Source organism: Marinococcus halophilus (genome assembly GCF_002265875.1).
In the GTDB taxonomy this organism is placed as follows: domain Bacteria; phylum Bacillota; class Bacilli; order Bacillales; family Marinococcaceae; genus Marinococcus; species Marinococcus halophilus.
Map to the genome: position 1 here is coordinate 51031 of NZ_NPFA01000010.1, position 18599 is coordinate 69629.

18 protein-coding genes are annotated in these 18599 nt (G+C 43.2%); 1 reads left to right on the forward strand and 17 read right to left on the reverse strand.

The window, feature by feature from the left end; all coding sequences use genetic code 11:
• Positions 1-3: 3 nt before the first annotated feature.
• From CHL76_RS11295 to CHL76_RS11370, 16 genes are all read right to left on the reverse strand, one after another.
• Positions 4-846: an SDR family oxidoreductase gene (locus CHL76_RS11295; protein WP_094908610.1), complete on the reverse strand. Its 843-nt coding sequence runs from the start codon at positions 844-846 to the stop codon at positions 4-6.
• Positions 847-1911, reverse strand: coding sequence for a mannonate dehydratase (gene uxuA / locus CHL76_RS11300; protein ID WP_094908611.1), 1065 nt, complete (start codon positions 1909-1911; stop codon positions 847-849).
• A gap of 14 nt (positions 1912-1925) precedes the next feature.
• On the reverse strand, positions 1926-2939 hold the full coding sequence (locus CHL76_RS11305) for a sugar kinase (protein ID WP_094908612.1): 1014 nt from the start codon (positions 2937-2939) through the stop codon (positions 1926-1928).
• Between the two features lie 57 nt (positions 2940-2996).
• Positions 2997-4031, reverse strand: coding sequence for a LacI family DNA-binding transcriptional regulator (locus tag CHL76_RS11310; protein ID WP_079475447.1), 1035 nt, complete (start codon positions 4029-4031; stop codon positions 2997-2999).
• A gap of 336 nt (positions 4032-4367) precedes the next feature.
• A complete protein-coding gene (locus tag CHL76_RS11315; RefSeq protein WP_158219161.1) occupies positions 4368-4826 on the reverse strand; it encodes a hypothetical protein in 459 nt (152 codons plus the stop codon).
• Between the two features lie 39 nt (positions 4827-4865).
• On the reverse strand, positions 4866-5771 hold the full coding sequence (locus CHL76_RS11320; RefSeq protein WP_079475445.1) for an AEC family transporter: 906 nt from the start codon (positions 5769-5771) through the stop codon (positions 4866-4868).
• Between the two features lie 32 nt (positions 5772-5803).
• Positions 5804-7237 (reverse strand): aldehyde dehydrogenase family protein, encoded by a 1434-nt coding sequence (locus CHL76_RS11325; protein ID WP_079475444.1) that lies wholly within the window; start codon positions 7235-7237, stop codon positions 5804-5806.
• A gap of 19 nt (positions 7238-7256) precedes the next feature.
• The gene (locus CHL76_RS11330; protein WP_079475443.1) at positions 7257-8147 is read right to left on the reverse strand and encodes a class II fructose-bisphosphate aldolase; all 891 of its coding nucleotides are present in this window, start codon (positions 8145-8147) and stop codon (positions 7257-7259) included.
• A 12-nt stretch (positions 8148-8159) separates the two neighbouring features.
• Positions 8160-8894 (reverse strand): GntR family transcriptional regulator, encoded by a 735-nt coding sequence (locus CHL76_RS11335; protein ID WP_079475442.1) that lies wholly within the window; start codon positions 8892-8894, stop codon positions 8160-8162.
• A complete protein-coding gene (locus CHL76_RS11340) occupies positions 8866-10044 on the reverse strand; it encodes a diphosphate--fructose-6-phosphate 1-phosphotransferase (protein ID WP_158219162.1) in 1179 nt (392 codons plus the stop codon). Before CHL76_RS11340 ends, CHL76_RS11335 begins: the two co-directional genes overlap by 29 nt.
• A gap of 18 nt (positions 10045-10062) precedes the next feature.
• Positions 10063-11409 carry a sulfoquinovose isomerase gene (gene sftI / locus CHL76_RS11345; protein WP_079475440.1) on the reverse strand — a complete coding sequence of 449 codons (1347 nt, stop codon included), beginning with the start codon at positions 11407-11409 and terminating at the stop codon, positions 10063-10065.
• Between the two features lie 71 nt (positions 11410-11480).
• Positions 11481-12680, reverse strand: a complete 1200-nt coding sequence (locus tag CHL76_RS11350; RefSeq protein WP_079475439.1) for a Gfo/Idh/MocA family protein — start codon at positions 12678-12680, stop codon at positions 11481-11483.
• Between the two features lie 13 nt (positions 12681-12693).
• The gene (locus CHL76_RS11355) at positions 12694-14472 is read right to left on the reverse strand and encodes a solute:sodium symporter family transporter (RefSeq protein ID WP_079475438.1); all 1779 of its coding nucleotides are present in this window, start codon (positions 14470-14472) and stop codon (positions 12694-12696) included.
• Between the two features lie 14 nt (positions 14473-14486).
• The gene (locus CHL76_RS11360; RefSeq protein ID WP_079475437.1) at positions 14487-15149 is read right to left on the reverse strand and encodes a DUF4867 family protein; all 663 of its coding nucleotides are present in this window, start codon (positions 15147-15149) and stop codon (positions 14487-14489) included.
• A gap of 181 nt (positions 15150-15330) precedes the next feature.
• Positions 15331-15915: a class I SAM-dependent methyltransferase gene (locus tag CHL76_RS11365; RefSeq protein ID WP_079475436.1), complete on the reverse strand. Its 585-nt coding sequence runs from the start codon at positions 15913-15915 to the stop codon at positions 15331-15333.
• Between the two features lie 155 nt (positions 15916-16070).
• On the reverse strand, positions 16071-16334 hold the full coding sequence (locus CHL76_RS11370) for a hypothetical protein (protein WP_079475435.1): 264 nt from the start codon (positions 16332-16334) through the stop codon (positions 16071-16073).
• 560 nt (positions 16335-16894) lie between these two features.
• Between CHL76_RS11370 and CHL76_RS11375 the strand changes: the two genes are divergently transcribed.
• On the forward strand, positions 16895-17593 hold the full coding sequence (locus tag CHL76_RS11375) for an aspartate/glutamate racemase family protein (protein ID WP_079475434.1): 699 nt from the start codon (positions 16895-16897) through the stop codon (positions 17591-17593).
• Positions 17594-17628: 35 nt separating this feature from the next.
• Here CHL76_RS11375 and CHL76_RS11380 read toward each other — a convergent pair whose 3' ends face one another.
• Complete coding sequence (locus CHL76_RS11380) at positions 17629-18597, reverse strand: 2-hydroxyacid dehydrogenase (protein ID WP_094908613.1); 969 nt, start codon at positions 18595-18597, stop codon at positions 17629-17631.
• Positions 18598-18599: the final 2 nt, after the last annotated feature.

Genomic DNA, 18599 nt, shown 5'->3' on the forward strand with positions numbered 1-18599 from the left:
CTTTTAAACGCCCGAATAGGCCATGAATCCGCCATCCACAGGCACCGTAATTCCTGTGACAAATCTTGAATAAGACGGGTCGGCCAGCCATAATAGCGTGCCGGTTAAATCCTCTGGCTGCCCAAAGCGTTCCATTGGGGTATGATTGATGATTTTCGATGAACGCTCGGTCAGTTGGTCGTTATCATCCAAAAGCATTTTCCGGTTCTGCTTCGTTAAAAAGAATCCCGGTGCCACAGCGTTACAGCGGATATTGTGCTTGGCCATGTGTACGGCCAGCCATTGGGTGAAATTCTCAATGCCGGCTTTAGCAGCACTGTAGGAAAGCACCTTGGTCATTGGGCTCGGCGCGCTCATCGAAGAGATATTGATAACAGTGCTTTCCTCTTCATGAATCATGTGTTTCAGGAAAACTTGCGTAGCAAGCACTGATCCTGTGAAATTTAAATCATGCACGTGATTCATGCCTTCTTCGGTAATATCGAAAAAAGAGTTTGCTTCCGGGTCCTGGACGTCCTCCCAGCGGAACGCTTCATTTGTAGTCACGGCTTCCGGGTGGTTTCCTCCGGCGCCGTTGATCAGGATATGATACTGTCCGTAATGCTCCTGGATTTTTTCATTCGCTGCTTCAATGTCGCTTTTCTTCGTCACATCACAGGCAAAGGCAATAGCTTCCCCACCGTCTTCAGTAATTTTGTCAGCTACTTTTTGGGCGTTCTCCTGATTTCTGCTTAATACAACAACCCGGGCGCCCTGTGCTCCCAGAGCCTCAGCCATCTGTCCGCACAGAACGCCTCCGCCTCCTGTGACAATTGCAACTTTTCCCTTTAGCGAAGTATGTGTCATTTATTTTTGCTCCTTTCGTTTCTGGTCCCAGATCCCAAGCATATACATGATACCTAACGCGCGGTCGTACAGGCCGTAGCCGGGGCGACCCTCTTCATCCCAGATGTGGCGGCCGTGGTCCGGCCGGATGCATCCTTTGTAGCCAATGTCATAGTAAGCATTCATGATATCTGTGATTGGCACGGAGCCGTCTTCTTCCCGGTGGGAGGATTCAATAAAGTCCCCGTTGTCGTACCGGTAAACGTTACGGACGTGGGCAAAATGGATTCTGTTTTGAAACGCGTGAATCATCGCCGGCACATCGTTTTCTTTATTCGCTCCCAGTGCTCCGCTACATAAGGTCAGACCGTTGTGCTCCTCATCTACCAGCGAGAGAATGCGCTGCAGCTGCTCCTGGTTGGAGACGATTCTCGGGAGGTTAAACACGGACCACGGCGGATCGTCCGGGTGAATGGCCAAGCGGACATCGTGCTCTTTACATACAGGGATGACTCGCTCTAAAAAGTACTGCAGGTTGGAAAATAAATCATCTTCCGATACGCTTTCATACTGCTGAATGGTGTCTTCAATTTTACTCAATCGTTCCGGTTCCCAGCCCGGCATCGTAAATTCGGGATTCTGAAGCACCCGTTCGATTATGTCCTGAGGGCTGGCGTCATTCAGAAGATCTTTTTCATAAAACAGCGCCGTTGAGCCGTCTGGCATTTCTTTAGCCAAATCGGTCCGAATCCAGTCAAACACCGGCATGAAATTGTAGCAGATCACTTTTACTCCGGCGCCGCCCAGGTTTTTTATCGTTTCGATATAGTTGGCGATGTATTCTTCCCTGCTCGGAAGCCCTAATTTAATATCTTCATGAACGTTCACACTTTCCACGACTTCTGCCTTAAAGCCGTGGGATTCGATCAGCTGCATTTCGCGCTGTATTTCTTCTTTTTCCCATACTTCACCGGCAGCCTTATGGTGAAGCGCCCAGACGATCTGTGTCGTTCCGGGAATCTGCCTGATGTTTTCCAGCTTTACATTGTCATTGCCTTCGCCGTACCATCGAAATCCAATATCCATTATTCTTTCTCCCTTCAACGAGCTATATCGCTGCCTTGTTGGCTGTTTAGAAAAGCGTTAACGTCTTCTTTAGGTAAGCAGAATGCATCTCCCGGCACCGTATGCGCGAGTACGCCAACTGCTACTGCAAATGTAATCATTTCAGACATATTCTTTGATGCTTCCGGGGACTCCAGAATCTGGTGCAGGATGCCGGCTGAAAACGCATCGCCGCCGCCAATCCGGTCATAAACGGACACATCGTAAACCGGCGCTTCAGCACGCCCGCCTGAAGCGTGCAGCAGCAGCCCGGATAATTGGTGCTGCAGATTGGTGAATGGGCGGCGACGCGAAGAAGCCAGCCAGGTAATCCCGTAATCCTGCATAAAGGCTCTGTACGCCTTTTCCTCCCCGTCTGCATCACCGGAGACGTTATAATTTAAAATGTTCGTAAGGTCCTTCACCCCGGCGAAGCATATATCCACCATCGGAAGAAAGTATTCAAACGCTTCCCGGGCCTGCTCGATGCTCCACAGCTTGCTCCGGTAGTTAAAGTCAAAGCTGATTTGCACTCCATGTTCCTTTGCTTTTTTCGCAAGAGCATACGCTGTCTCGCGCGCCTCCCGGCTGATAGCCAGAGTGATTCCCGAAATGTGCAGTATCTGGCAGTCCTGAAACCAGCTGTCACTGATGGTCTCCTGCGGGCTCCATTGGGAAAAGGAAGAATAAGCCCTGTCATAGGTTATCTTCGAAGGGCGCTCGGCTGTTCCTTTTTCCACAAAGTACGTTCCCAGCCGGTTACCTTCCCGCTGAACAGCTCCTGTTTGCACGCCTTCCTTCCGCAGATAGGCCAGAGCTGCATCTCCTACAGGATTATCGGGAAGCGCGGTGATCACTTCTGCTTCTGTACCGAGGTTGCTTAATGCCACGGCCACGTTAATTTCCGCCCCGCCGTAGAAGGTTTCGAGACTCGTATGTTGTTTTAGTGTTTCTGTGCCGGGAGGAGAAAAGCGCATCATCATTTCTCCAAGTGCCATAATTTTTCCCATTGTTTTCTCCTTTATCAAACAAATTAACTAAATCGGTTTAGTTTAATAGAAAAAATTTTAGTTTTCTTCTATTAATTCCTTCACTGACTCTCTGGCAATCAACGTAGGAGCCATTCGAACAATCTGCTGATCATTAATTTCTCCACGAATTTTTTGAAGCAAAACTTCCGCTCCCTTTTCTCCAATCTCTGCACTTGGCTGTTTTATGGTCGTAAGAGACGGCTGGTATACATTCGCGTAGGAAACATCATCAATGCTAATTAAACTAAAATCCTCTGGAATATGGCGGCCGCTGTTTTTGCACTCATTTAAAATTTCCAACAGAACAAGGTCATTACCAGCAAGGACCGCCGTCGGCGGAGCCGGGCCGCTCATCATTCCAGTCACTTCCTGCTGAATTCTATCCAGGGGTTGATCGATTATGTGGTTTTCCTGCATCTCCAGGCCGTACCGCTCCATACTTATACGAAAGCCCTCGATACGTTCAAGTCGTGGAGTAACATAAGCCGTAGCCGGCATGGTGACAATGGCAATTCTTGTATGGCCAGCCTGGGCAAATACCTGGACGGCTGTATCTACAGCTTTAAAATTGTCAAGCAACACCGTATTAACAGCTAAATCAGGAATGATCCGATCCAAAAACACAAGTGGTATGTTTCTTTCCTCCAGAAGTTCATACATATCAATATTGTCCCCAGTAGGAAAAACGATAAATCCGTCCACCTGTTTTGCCATTAATGCTTTAATATATTTTCGTTCCTTTTCAGGATCGTCGTCAGCGTTACAAACAATTACGTGCACGTCCGCCTCCATGCAAGCGTCTTCAATCGCCCGTATAATTTCCGTAGAAAATTTATGAAGTATATTTGCCACAATAACACCAATGGTTGATGTTTTTTTCACTTTCAGGCTTCTGGCAACCACATTAGGGGAGTACCCTGTTTCTTCAATTACCCGCTGAATCATGTCTCTCGTTTTCTTAGACATAAATTCATACCGGCCGTTCAAATACTGGGAAACGGTACTTTTGGAAACGTTTGCTTTTTTAGCTACATCTGACATTGTTAAATGAGAAGAGTGTTTTTTTGTCATATCCCCCAGCTTCCTAAATCGGTTTAGTAAATTTATTGTAAACGATAACATTTTCTTTTTACAAGATTTTTTTGTAAATTTGGACTAATATTTTTCGTCTAAGCCAAAGGGAACTGCCTTTTCTTGAAGACAGCTCCCTTTATTTACCTTCTTTTTGATTATGATAGCAGCCCTTCGACACAACCATCGGCGAAAGCGAAACGGGGGCCCTCAATCACCGTGCAGTCGTGCCCGTAAATGTCTTTTATCATGTTTGCCGTAATGACTTTAGAGGGCACGACGCTTGCCGCAAGCCGGCTTTCACGAGGGGCGAAAATATTGTTGGCGTAGCAGTTACTATTCGTACCCGCCCGAAGTGCTCCATTTATAATACACGGGGAGCTGCTTTACTACCGTAATCAAAAACGATAAGCTTCCAATACCTGCGGCTATGCTAATTAAATCAGTGTAATTTAACCAGGCCATGGTGAAATCTAAAGGTTCTATGAAGAATTTTATCATTAAAAAGCTTGGTACTACACAGATTAATACTGTTATGGAAGCATAGATAGAGTTTTTCAGACAAAACATTAAAAATAAACCTGAAACCGGCAGCATGCATTTTTTATTTCCCAAAGCATACTGAATAATGCTATAGATAAAAAGAATGCCGATGATTTTCAATGTACTTTCAATAGCTTCCGCCCAGTGTTCTTTAATAGATATAATGCTTTCAAAATCAAATATATTCAATATCAATACACCAAAAAAACTAACTCCTGCAAAAATACTTGTTAAAGCCAGCGTTTGTTTCAAAATCACTCGAATAGCGTTGAACATACATTACAGCTCTCCTTAAATCAATAACAAAAGCAGCAAGGGGATGGTAAAAATACTGCTGACCGTCGTTATTAAAGTAACTGCCGATACATGGTGTGGGTCTGTTTGAAACTGCACTGCATACAAAGTAGTATTCGCTGCTGAGGGGGCCGCCGCCATAATGATCATAATATTCCCCGTCAACGTGTTTACGGGAAGCATCACTACAAGAAGCCAAGCGACGGCAGGAGAAATGATTAACCTGACTAAAACCGCGCTCATCATTCTTGATATATTGATGTGAGCAAAAGATATATTTGCCAGCTGCATGCCTAAAAGCAACATTATAACGGGTATCGCTGCATCAGCTATCGAATTAATTCCGCCCGTAATTCCCCCCGGCAGCGTGATTGAAGTGCTATTAAATATAAAGCCCAGAAGGGCAACATATAAAAGGGGAAGCTTCAACACTTTCCAAATTACGTTTTGGCCTCCCGCAGCCTCCATAGAAGACCCTTTCGCAGCAAAATAAACTCCCACAGAGCTCATTAACAGCTGTTGCAGCACCATTAGCATTACGGCAATATTCAGAGCCTGTTCTCCAAATATTGCCAATACTAAAGGGACTCCAAAATTACCATTGTTCATAAATGCTGAAGATAAAATAAAACCGTAGTGTTTTTCTTTATCTTTATACCAAAAGTAAGAAAAACAATAACTGATGAGAACCAGCAATAAGCATAGGGCACCCACAAATGAGGCATAATAAACAATTTCTGCGTTAATGCCTTCCTGGTAAAACGTTCTAAATGCAAGAAATGGCACCAACAAATAGATCGAAAACGTAGACAAAGGCGCCAATTCTATATTTAGCAAACGCTGAGCAATAAAGCCCACCATAAAAATTGCAAGCACTGGCCAGACAATATTAAAAATGTCCATAACGCATCTTCTTTCTTATTATTGAATGGCCGTTATCGATTCCAGACAATAAGCTTTTCTTCTGTCATTTCTTCAATAGCATACTTCGGGCCTTCTTTGCCCGTACCGCTATTTTTCACTCCTCCATAAGGCATATGATCCACTCTATACCCTGGGGTGTCATTAATAATTACTCCACCTACTTCTATTTCTTCTGCTGCCTGCAGGGCAAAGTTTAAATCATTTGTAAATATACCGGCCTGCAGTCCGTAATCAGAATTATTAACTTTTTGTATTGATTCTTCTGTACCAGTGTATGCTTCCACGCACACTACCGGGCCAAATATTTCATCATACGATACACGCATCGTTTCAGTAACATTGGTCAACACAGTCGGATAAAAAACAGCTTCTTTCCGCTGGCCTCCAACTTGAATTTTTGCCCCTTCATGTACTGCTTCTGCTACCCAGTCTTCTACACGCTGTGCCGCATCTTCAGAAATCATCGGGCCGACATCCGTAGTTTCCTTTCCAGGGTCGCCAACCTGTATACTTTCCGTTGCTTTCTTCAAATGCTGGACGAATTCATCATGAACAGACCGGTGTACAAAAACTCTTTGAACGGAAATACAAACCTGCCCTGCATTATTAAAACTTTTCAATGCTACCGCTTTAGCGGCCGCCTGAACATCTGTATCATGATGAACGATAGTAGCCGAGTTGTTTCCAAGCTCCAATGCTACTTTTCGAAGTCCTGCATGCTCCTTAATATATTTCCCTACACTAGTACTCCCCGTGAATGTAAACATATTTACTTTATTATTTTCCAATAGCCAGTTTCCAATTTCTGCGCCGTGCCCCGTTAGCACCTGAAGTTTTCCAGTTGGCAGCCCCGCTTCTTTAAGTATTTCAGCTAACTTCAAAGCCACCAGCGGAGTAGCGTCTGAAGGCTTTAATACCACACTGTTGCCTGAGGCCAATGCCGGCCCGATTTTATGGCAAACTAAATTCAATGGCACGTTAAACGGGGTAATTGCTGCTATTACTCCTACCGGCTTCCGAACAGTATAAGCCCTTCTATTTTCAGATCCAGGTGCTGCTTCAATAGGTACGCCTTCTCCAGCAACACGCTTTCCTTCTTCAGCGGCAATCTCCAACGTCAGGGCCGAACGGAAAACCTCTCCCATCGATTCATTGATTGGCTTTCCCACCTCTTTTACGAGCAGATTGGCAAATCCTTCTTGCTGTTCTCGTAATTTAGCAGCCGCCTTTTGCAGTATTTGATATCTTTCATAAGGGCTGAGAGGAGTTTTAAATGCTTCCTGGGCTCCTCGTACTGCTTCTTCAACATCTTCTTTGCCTGCACGGGCGACTTGTGCTATTGGCTGTAGGCTGTACTTGTCTAAGATATTTATTTTTTGTTCAGTCATTTTGGTTTGGTTATTGATAAAAAGCCCGAATTCTTTTTGTTGTTCAAAGGTTTGCATTAAAGTACCTCCCAATTCATCATAATGTTACTACCTTTTTATTTTTGAAAAATTCTTCCGCATAGTTTTGACTGCCGAATACACGAATTTTTTCTGCAACTTTCTGTTTTAGCTTTTCTTTTCCTTTTTGCGTAGCATTTGCTAATACGATATCGCTGCTATTCTTTTCCCAATGCTCCCGCATCCCAACAATAAATGCCTGCCTCAGTTCCGTATCGACGTTGATTTTTGAAACACCTAATTGAACAGCTCTTTTCACCTGTTCATCCGGAACATCAGAGCCGCCATGAAGAACAATAGGACGGGAAACTTCTTCAGCTATTTCCGTTAATCTTTCAAACCGAATATTGGGTGTTTGTTGATATATGCCATGAGCAGTGCCAATAGAGATAGCTAGATAATCTACATTTGTAAATTCAGCAAAAGTTTTTGCCTCCTCTACGGTTGTGATAAGCGCATCTTTTTCATCTACGGTGATGTCATCCTCCGTACCGCCTATTTTCCCTATTTCACCTTCAGAACCAATTCCTAATTCTTTTGCCATCAATGCTACGTGCGCTGTCTTTTCAATGTTTTCTTCAACCGGAAGCGAAGAACCGTCAAACATTACGGATTGAAAACCTAACTGGATAGCCCTCGCTGTCTGCTTTAATTCACGGCTATGATCCAAGTGTACTGCAATTGGTATACTCGCTTCCCTGCCATACCAATCGACCAATGATTTCATTGGTTCTAAGCCCACAGTTTGTATAACTTTTTGCCCGACCTGAATCATAATTGGAGATTGCATTTCTTCCCCTGCTTCGATAATAGCCTGAACTGTTTCTACATTATGGGCACTAAAAGCCCCCACCCCGTAATTGTTTTTGAATGCATGCTCTAGCATTGTTTTTCCATCAATAAATGCCATTTTTCGGCCTCCTTAGCGCTCTAAATCAATATCATAATGATATTGGTCACTTCTATATCTAGTTTTTGTATATTCAATTGGGCGATCATGTATCCCAAAACTAAGCCTGGTCATTTTTAATAATGCTTCACCCGCTCTAATACCAAGCAAGTCCGCTTCATCAATAGTGGCATTGATGGCTATAATGCTTTCATTAGCTTTTTTCAGGTAAATACTATGTTTTTCTAATATTTCATAGTATTTGGCTTGGTTTAGATCCTCATTCATCAACAATTCACCAAGATCTTTGGGCCAGCACGTACGCTCTAAAGCTACAGGGATTTCATCTGCAAAGCGTATACGTTCAAGCAGTAGTATCTCTTCTTCGCTCCCGGCCTTTAACATACTTTTCTCATGATACAAATCATCACGAAACTCAGCACGTATCAGCCGGGAACTAGGAGTCTGGCCTTTCTCAATAACTTCTTCGGCAAAACCTTTGAGCCTCCCCAGGCTCCCAACCAATTTTTGCGGCTTTACAATGGTGCCCTTTCCCTGCCTTCTTTCCAGAAGACCAGTTTGTACGAGGATAGATATTGCCTGCCGAATAGTTGTCCGGCTGACATCGAATTCTTTCATTAATTCCTGTTCGGTTGGAATTAAGTTGTTTTCCTGCCAAATGTGACGGTCTATTCTATCAACTAGAACATTTTTCACTTGCAAATAGAGGGATTCTGGTTTACTTTGGTCGATCGATGGATGAGGCATAAATATTGTCTTCCTTTCTTAAAGGAGGGGGGTAAGAGAGTCCATTGCCAATTAATGGACGAAGCCATTCATAATACTGCTTTTGGTCGTTAATGAATTTTCCTGGCAGTGCTCTTTCCCCTTCTTTTATCACGTTTTTAAATGAAGTAGTATTTATTTTAACATGATAAGGAAGATTACTAATGCGCTCTATACAAACCATTTGGCCACTGACGTTTTCATTTACTAAATGAGCAGCCTTAGTACCAATTTCCATGGCCTCCTGTTTATCTGATTCAGAGATGTATACGGAAGAAGAGCGCTGGTTCATGCCCAATACCTCAGCTCTTACACTAATTTTGAAATACTCCTCTAAGCTGGATTTAATCTGGGCAGAAACTCCTCCCAATACGGCCCGGCCATTTTTGTGTTCGGCATTCAGGCTGTCCTTCCAAAGCATGCCTTCACTTACTACGAGCAATGCTTGACCATGAGACTGCAGCGAAGCTTCCACAGATTCAAATAATTGCTCATGCGTATCAGGTATTTCAGGAAGTCCAATAAAGTGAGGCCCTTCTTCTTCATATTTTTTAAAAAATCCTGAGGCCCCAGCAAGCCATCCCGAATTTCTTCCCATGGTTTCCAAAATTCTAACCTGTTCAAAATTATTCATCGCCATTAGATCCCTGCTGGAATCTGCTACAGTCTGTGCCACATACCTAGCAGCACTGCCAAAACCGGGTGAATGATCTGTTCCTCCTAAATCATTGTCTACGGTTTTCGGGATGCCTATTACTTGAAGGTCAGTGCCCTTATTGGCTAATTCCTTTTCTATGAGATGCAGCGCATACATAGTCCCATTTCCACCGATCATTATGAGGGTGTCGGCTCCGATATGATTCAATTGCTGGCACATTTTTTCAATTACTTCCATACTGCTTTCAAAGCGTCCCGAGCCAAGACACGCTCCTGGAACATCTTTGTACATCTGCAGGCGCTCCAGCAAATCCGTCGTTCCTTCTAAAAAATTGCCTTCAGCCAGCCCCTCATAACCATTGAAAACAAAAGTTATATCGTGTTTCGGGGCTAAAGCTTCTGCCAAACTGACCAGAGAAGCGTTTATAACAGCTGTCGGCCCTCCAGCCTGACCGATTACAATTCGTTTTTTCATACACATCCACCCATCTTGCTACTCTACATAGACAGTCGTCGGAATGTTCAGTTTACGGCCCAGCTCCATCAATTCTTCGGTTACATCCGCATAAACCAGGCCGTAATGAGGTTCATAACCCTCCTCCATCAACTGCTGTACCGTTTCAGTTACTGACGTACTCAGTTCCACTTCTACACTTGTACCATTAAATCGCTGTGGTGTATCCAATGCTTTTCCTTTCATAATTAACAGACGGAAACCTTCTCCAGGCAGATAACTCACCCGAAATATTGTAACTTCTCCTGCTTTTAATCCAAATTCCATTGTCATTCCTGTTTTTCTATTCGGATGAACTCCTGCCTGAGCACCCTGCTTTTCATTTGCTAATGAATAAGCTCCAGCTCCGCAATGCCAGAAAACCACAGAATTACTGGCTTCATTTACATGGACCATGTCTCCAAGATACGGGGAGGCCCCTAAAGAGAGATGATTTAGTATGTGCATCGATAAGGCTCCGTGGATATCCGTTTCGCAGGCTGAAGAAATGCCGTCCTCAGTTAATTGGGAAAGCGTCGAACATGCCGCTGCACCAAACTCTGTAAAGAATTCCGGCAGACACCGGATCGCCAGTGCTGAAAGGTTTTCTTCCCGGATTTCCTGGCGCATATACGCACAAAACTCGGAGAACTTCTGGGTCGTCTCTTCTGAACGCTGGAGACCGATCACTTGTGTTTCTGCCCTGTCGAGCTCCTGCTGCTGCATGGAAGCAGTAGTCTCTTTTGCCCGTTCAAATGCTTTTTCCAGCTGCATGCTGTGTATTTGAACACCAAACCGTTCCTGCAGGAGTTCTTCGTCTGTATCCGCGAAGAAAAAACCTGGAGGGTGTTCTCCTACAACTCCAATTTTCGTGCTTTGGAGATTTTTAATCATTGACTGGACATTTAAATTCACCCGTAATTTTTTAAGAACCTGGCTTTCATCACTATTGCCGAACACAAAATCGTACGGGTGCTTCGCTGCACGCAAAACATGGGACGTACTGTTTCCTCCTGTTAAAGAATTTAACCTGAGTCTTCCTCCTATTTCAGGCTCTCTAATGGACCAGACCATAACGGGAGCAGAAAACCGGCTAATAATTTCCCGAATGTACTCACCATCAGTAAAGGTGAGACTCTGATAAATGACATAATCTATACTTTCCGCTTCTATGGTGTTAATAAATTCACTCACATCGTTAACCGATCCTAGAACATCCTCTGGTTCGAACAGGTGAGCACTTATGCTTTTGAGTACTTCGCTCGTTTGCGACCGTTGTTTTCTTGCCGTTTCAACATCAAAAGTCTTCTTGACCGCTGGAATATACAATACTTTCATGCCATTCATGTTATGCCTCCATTTTGCAAAGGTTATTATGTTTATTTAAACATAATAACCTTTCATTGTTCAACCTGTTTTCATTCCACTGCTTGTTTCGATTGATTTAACAATTCCTCAATATTGATTACCGCTTTGTTTTTAATGGACTCTTCTGCTGCTACTCCTACAACGATGGACCAGAGTCCTTCTTCCAGCGTAGCTGTATCCTTATAATCACCTTTAATATTATCTACAAAATACTTATGCTCGTAATACGTTCCCCCGTGATGCCCACTATTTTGAATAATCGCTGGATACATCGGAGTGGAAATCTTTGAAGTGCCATTTTCTCCTGTTAAAATTTCAAAGTGGGTATTGGCTCTACTGGATGGTAAAAAATCATCGTTTTCGTATGTCTTAATTCTTCCTTTGCTACCACAAACAGTCATTTCTTCATAAAACATTGGAGCAAACATGCACAAATTAAAGTTTCCTTTTACACCATTTTCGTATTCGACTGTAACAAAGGCCTGATCAACAACATCAGAAGACTCCCCTTCGTATTCAAAATCCTGGTAATTGACTGCTAAACTTCCACTGGCATAAACAGATACGGGTTTAGAGCCTGCTACTACATTCATTAAATCAAAGTAGTGGCAGCATTTTTCCACTAAGGTCCCGCCCGAGAACTTAGAAAATTTATTCCACTGATCAACTTTGTCCAAAAAAGGAACTCTGTGTTCCATTAAGCTGATGTTTTTCACTTCCCCTAAAGATTTCTTGTGCAATACTTCATGCAGAGCTTCATCATAGATGGGTTTATGCCGGTATTGAAGTCCGATCTGAAAGACGCCTTCATAATCTTTAACTAAATCCTGAATAGCTAAAACATCTGGTATAGTGGTAGCCATTGGTTTTTCTAATAGAATATGCTTCCCTGATTGCACTGCTGTTTTCATCACTTCCAGATGAGTATAGTTAGGCGTGCATATAATTAATCCATCTACACTGGGATCAAAACAAGCTTCTTCTAAACTATTGTATAGGTGCAGCTCATAATCGTATTCTTTTTCAAAAGCTTCTTTTGTCCACTCTGCACTCGACTGGTCCAGATCATAGACACCATTAATAGCAGCTCTTCCTTCGAGCATAGTCACTCTAATATGCTCCATGCCTATCATTCCCGCACCTATCACATTAAATTTGAATTCGGGCTGAGCCTTTAAAAACACATACTTATCTTCAGGTTTTAAATACTCGGAATAAAAGTTCTGTTGGAAATAATTGTTGTTAGTCATTATAATGCTCCTTTTACAGTTTTGTTACGGGTTTGTCGTTTGTTTTTTCAACAGCTTTATCATGCTGAATTTGAATTGCTTCTTCATATTTTTTGTTCCACGATTTCAATGAAACAATATATATGATAACGGTTACAACAAAAAGAATTAAAAACATCGGCAAAAACATAGAGGACACGATGCCTTCTGTATAAGCAACACCCCACGGAGAAAATACTAAATAAGTGAAGGCTACTGCGCTAAGCAACACTGTAGTTACTGGCAGAGCGTATTTCCAGGGGGTCATATTAACTTTTGGATCAGCGTGAAATTCAAAATCTTCTGGCAGCGGTTTGAATTTCCCGGCACTTAACATGATGCCTACTTCAATCAAGAATAATACAAATGAGATGTAAATAAAGTTAATTTCAATATTATAACCAAAGAACTGATTGACCCCGTACAATAAAAAGTAGTAGGTTACTACGTGAAAAATAATGGCAATCTTTGGCCCTAATGGAGGCACACGTTTCGTTAGAATGCCGACGAGGACAATGGCAATAATAGGAATGTTAAAAAACCCGGTAAATTCTCTAATCAGGTTCCACAAACCGTCTGGCGCGCGCAGTAGTAATGGGGCAATGAAAAAGGTGACCATAGCCAAAAAAGTACCGAACCATTTGCTGATACGAATCATTTGTGTATCAGTAGCGTTTTTGTTGATCCATGCTTTATAGATATCGTAGGCAAACATAGTTGAAGCACTGTTTAATAAGGAGTTAAAGCTTGAAAATACAGCCCCCAGCAAAACAGCTAAGAAAAAACCATTTAAGAAAGTGGGCATTACGTTTGCAATTAGCGTCGGATATGCTAAGTCGATGGGATTTAGCTGTTCCCCGTAAAGGTGGAACGCAATAATACCTGGAATCATCATCATTAACGGAACCAGCAGCTTATAAAAACCGGTGAACAAAGCACCTTTTTGTCCTTCAGCAAGGCTTTTTGCCCCTAATGTACGCTGAATTACATATTGATTTGTCCCCCAGTAAAACAGGTTCATGAAAATCATGCCTGTGAAAATAGTTCCGACTGGCACAGCATCATCGGAGGAACCTATCGCATTTAGTTTTTCCGGGCTTTCTAAAGTGATAGTGCGCATGCCTTCAAGCATGTTTCCATTTCCGAGAGCAATGAATCCTAAAACCGGTATCAGCAGTCCTACAATGATAAGTCCGATGCCATTCAGTGTATCGGAGATTGCTACTGCGCGCAAACCACCAAAAATGGCATAACAGGCGCCGATAATTCCAATAGTCCAGACTACCAGCCAAAGGCCTTGTTCTAAGGAAATCCCGAGTAATTCTGGAACCTCAAATAATTGAAGCACTGCCAGGCCTCCGGAGTACAGAACACTTGGAATCGTAACAAAAGCGTAACCAAGCATAAATAGCATAACTACATATGTTTGAACACCGCTATCAAACCTGGAGCGCAAAAACTGCGGTAAAGTTGTAAATGCTCCCCCCAAATATTTAGGCAATAAAAATAGTGCCAAAATGATAACCGCGAAGGCTGCCGTTACTTCCCACGCCATGTTGGAAAGATTCGCACTATATGCTTGGCCGTTTAATCCAATCAGCTGTTCTGCCGAGAGGTTCGTCAATAACAGGGAACCTGCTATGAAACCGCCTGTCAGGCCACGTCCAGCCAGAAAATAACCATCGGAGTTAGAAACTTGATTTCTGGTTTTTCTATAAGAAATCCAGGCCACTAGAGCCATAAAGAAAATACAGCTGGCAATTGTTAAAATCATTTGATTTCCTCCCTTTATCTATAATTTAATTTCAAATTTTCTCCCACCAGCTTTACCGGCACGTTTTGGTCCACAAATTTTTGATGATCACGATGGGCTATCGCCCACTTGTTCTTTTTGAAAAGAAATTCATCAGCCTCCCTGCTTTCATACTCTAACTCTTCATTTGTGCCTTTAGGTAAAATAATCATACTATTAAAACCGTCTTCGATTACTTTACAGGGAGCTAAATGAAGCGTAGTAGAATAAATTTCAACAGCTTTAAACGCGGGTATAAACACTGCCACCGTATTTTCAGCTGCAACTTCTTGTTGCAAATCTACTTCCTGCAGCGTTTGGATGAATAATACCAAAGGGGTAGCTGTGACGATGACTTCAGAGGTTTTATGAAATTCAAATCCATTTAAGTATTGATTATGACCTTTGCATAACCCTAGTTGCACCGGTAGTTCCCCGAAAAACTTTTTTTCGATTTCTTGTTTAAATTCAGTATTTTCCCACTCATCAATAGAGGGCAAGTAAATTGTAGCGTTTTCTGGTATTTCATCTTTTATAAAGCTGTTTGGAAGATCGTTTACCGGAAAATTCTTAAGTATTTTTCCGAATTTATTAAAGGCTCTATCCTCTACTTCCATTATTTTTATACCAGGATTTTTTCTTTTTAATTGTTCAATCATTTAATTCCTCCCCTAAAGGTCATTACCTTTATTAATTGATCATAATGTTTTCTTCTATTATACATTTTTTTTAAGCGCTTTCAACATGTTTTTTGAATTTTTTAATTTCATCTAAAACGAAAGAAAGAGAAATTCAGCTTGCTGGCTGAATTTCTCTTTCTTTTATGAATCACTGTATATACTAGTAATCAATTTGATTCTTAATAGCTGTAGTAGTGTAAAACCCGGATGCCGGAAATGAGTGACCAGTTACGTGCAACCCAACGCGGCTGACTGCCTCCTCCATCTGTTCCGGGGAAACGCGGGGAGCGTTGTGTGCATGGGATGAGTTATTCTCCAGCTCAACAATTACCAGGCTGCCGCCCGGCACGAGCACCCGCTGCACTTCCTCCAGCACCGGTGCAAGAGAAGGCGCTTCATGAAGCACGAGCGAAGCCAGGACCACTTCGACTGAAGCCTCAGCGAACGGCAGCTGGTTCATCTCTCCCTCTATGGTCTGTATGTTGGTGAGTGAATCCTGGGCTGCCCTCGCTTCAATGAGTTCGAGCATTTCCCGGTCGCGGTCCAGCGCATAAACCCTTCCTTCTGTTCTTTCTGCAGCAGGGAGAGTTAAATATCCAGTCCCGGCCCCTAAGTCCAGCACACGGCCGGAATCGCCAAATGTAACAAGGTCAAGCACTGCTTCCGGCGGGAGCGCCTCCCGTCTTTCTTTTCCTTCCAAATATGCCTTTTTATCAGAGGATGATTGGTGATGGTAGTGTGTCATCGTTCTGCCCCTTTCTGTGAAGACAACAAAGATATTAAAGACTCTTATTATCTTTAATTAAATATAGCACTGGCTGCTTCGCATGTCCATATTCCTGCTCATCATAAAGAGCCGCCCACTGAATGGGACAGCTCCTCTGCGTCTCTATAAGGGCATTACCTGTTTTTTTGTTTGCCTGCTTTACTATCAGAGGATTCATGCAAAAACTTTTCGAACAGCGAGGGGTCCGACATAATGGTGACAATCCATTCGTTCGCTTTAAATCTTTTTACGCTCTCGTATAATTTTTCTGTATCACCGCATTCCACAACCGTGTATCCCCGTTGTTTCCACCCTTCTGTGTTCATGTCCTCACGCCGGCCGACAATTACTTCGCGTTCCTTCGAGCTGTAGCAGTAAACAAATGCGGGAGAGTTCATTGTTTCAGCCTCTTTTCTGTAAAATATGGAGCGGAAAATAAAAAGCCAGCACTAAGAAGCTTTCTTAGTACTGGCTGCGCCGAAAAGCATTTTCTTTTCAGCTACTTGCCGCGTATTATTTCGTGCATCGGTGTATGGCCTCGTATCGTTGTATCCGTACAAATACAAAAAACCACAGAAATATAGACTTCTGCAGCTTCTGCATCAGCGCTGACTGTCTGAATATTTCTGCTCGATATTATTTAAAAAGTGTTTTAATGACGAACCAAAGCTCCGGCCGCAAACATGCAGGTGCTAGCTTTTCATGCCTTATTTTATCGTATATCGTCATTCATACATCTACTAACGCCACTTTACTGGCAGTACATTAACTGGCGCTTTTGTCCAGAATGTTAACCACCCTGAGCTTAAAATGCAGTTACCAAATTCATGCTAAAACTATTTTCTAGTATTTTAAACATAACACAGTTATTATGTCATGCCAATGAAGTATGATAAAAATGGTAATATAAGCATATAACACCAGATGTGAGCAACTAGACAGAAAGGAGACGGAAAGCATGCAGATGATCGGGCTGCTCGGAGGCATGAGCTGGGAGTCGTCCGCGCTGTACTACCAGCTGATTAATGAAGAGGTAAACCGACGGCTCGGGCGACTGCATTCGGCCCGGTGCCTCATGTACAGCGTTGACTTTGAAGAAATTGAACAGATGCAGGCCACAGGCAGCTGGGAAGAAGCAGGAGAACGGCTAGGAGAGGCGGCCGCGGCTCTTGAGCGCGGCGGCGCAGATTTTATCGTGCTCTGCACGAACACGATGCACAAGGTCATCGGAACGATCGAAGGCTGCGTAAATATCCCGGTGCTGCCCATTGCTGAAGCAGCTGTCCGGGAGATCCGCCGGCAAAAGCTTTCACGTGCCGGCCTGCTCGGCACCAAATATACGATGGAGGAAACGTTTTATACTGACGGGCTCCGTTCAGGCGGCCTGGAGGTGACGGTGCCTGACCCGGAACCACGCGCAGAGATCAACCGCATTATCTTTGAGGAGCTCTGCCACGGGACGGTCCGGCCGGAATCCAAAAGCTATATGCTCCGGGTCATGGAACAGCTCAAACAAGCCGGAGCCGAAGGTATTATTTTAGGCTGCACAGAGCTTGGCATGCTGGTCACTTCGGAGGACACTGAACTTTCGGTGATCGATACGACCCGAGTCCATGCGCTTGAAGCCGTGAATGAGGCTTTAAAATCTTATTATTAAACTTTTTGATTCACACGTTGACCATCTTAATAAACCTATCGCAATTCTTTGATGATGTCGACAGGGCCGCTTCCCAATACTCCATTGACAAGGTTTTTTGCCGCTCTTAGATCCATAGCATCTCTTGTCTGCTTAGTAGCAGAGCCCACATGAGGCGTGATTGTAGCATTAGATAATTGTAACAAAGGGTTGTCTGAAGCCAGCGGTTCGTTTTCAAATACGTCCAGAGCTGCCCCATAAATATCCTTGTTTTCCAACGCTTTAATCAATGCCTCTTCATCTATAATTGGTCCTCTTGAAGCGTTTACTAATAAGGTGTTTTCGTTCATTTTTTGAATTTCCTGTTCTCCAATAAAATGACGTGTTTTTTCATTTAGCGGAAGCATGATGACAATAATATCTGATTGCTCAAGAAGAGTGTCGAGGCTTACTTTTCTCGCTTCGTATTCTTCTTCTACTTTTTGGTTCCGACTGCGATTATAATACATTACTTCCATTTCAAAACCTAAATTCGCTCTTCGGCAGATTTTTTCTCCAATTCTTCCCATGCCTATAACGCCTAGCTTGCTATGGTGGACATCCTTACTTAAGAAGTAGGGATCGTCCATCTTATTCCATTTACCTTTACGGGTAAACTGTTGTAATTCCGCAGTTCTTCTGGCCCCGGATAAGATTAAATTGAAAACGAGATCTGCTACCGTTTCATCCAGCACATAGGGGGTGTGTGTTCCTATCACTCCTGCTTCTTTTAATGCCTCGATGTCAAAATTATCGTACCCTACCGCTACGTTGCTTATTACTTTTAAGTTTTCAGCATTCTCGAGCAATTCTTGATTTACGGGCACCTTCGGGATAATTGCCCCGTCCGCCTCTTTTAGTTCAGCCTTTAGCGTTTCCCTCGGTATTTTCACAGCCTCTCTCCAGATGTTGTAATCGCAGTGCTCTGAAATAAATGTTTCGGCTTCGTTTGTGATTTGTCTTCCAATATATACATAAGGCTTCATTA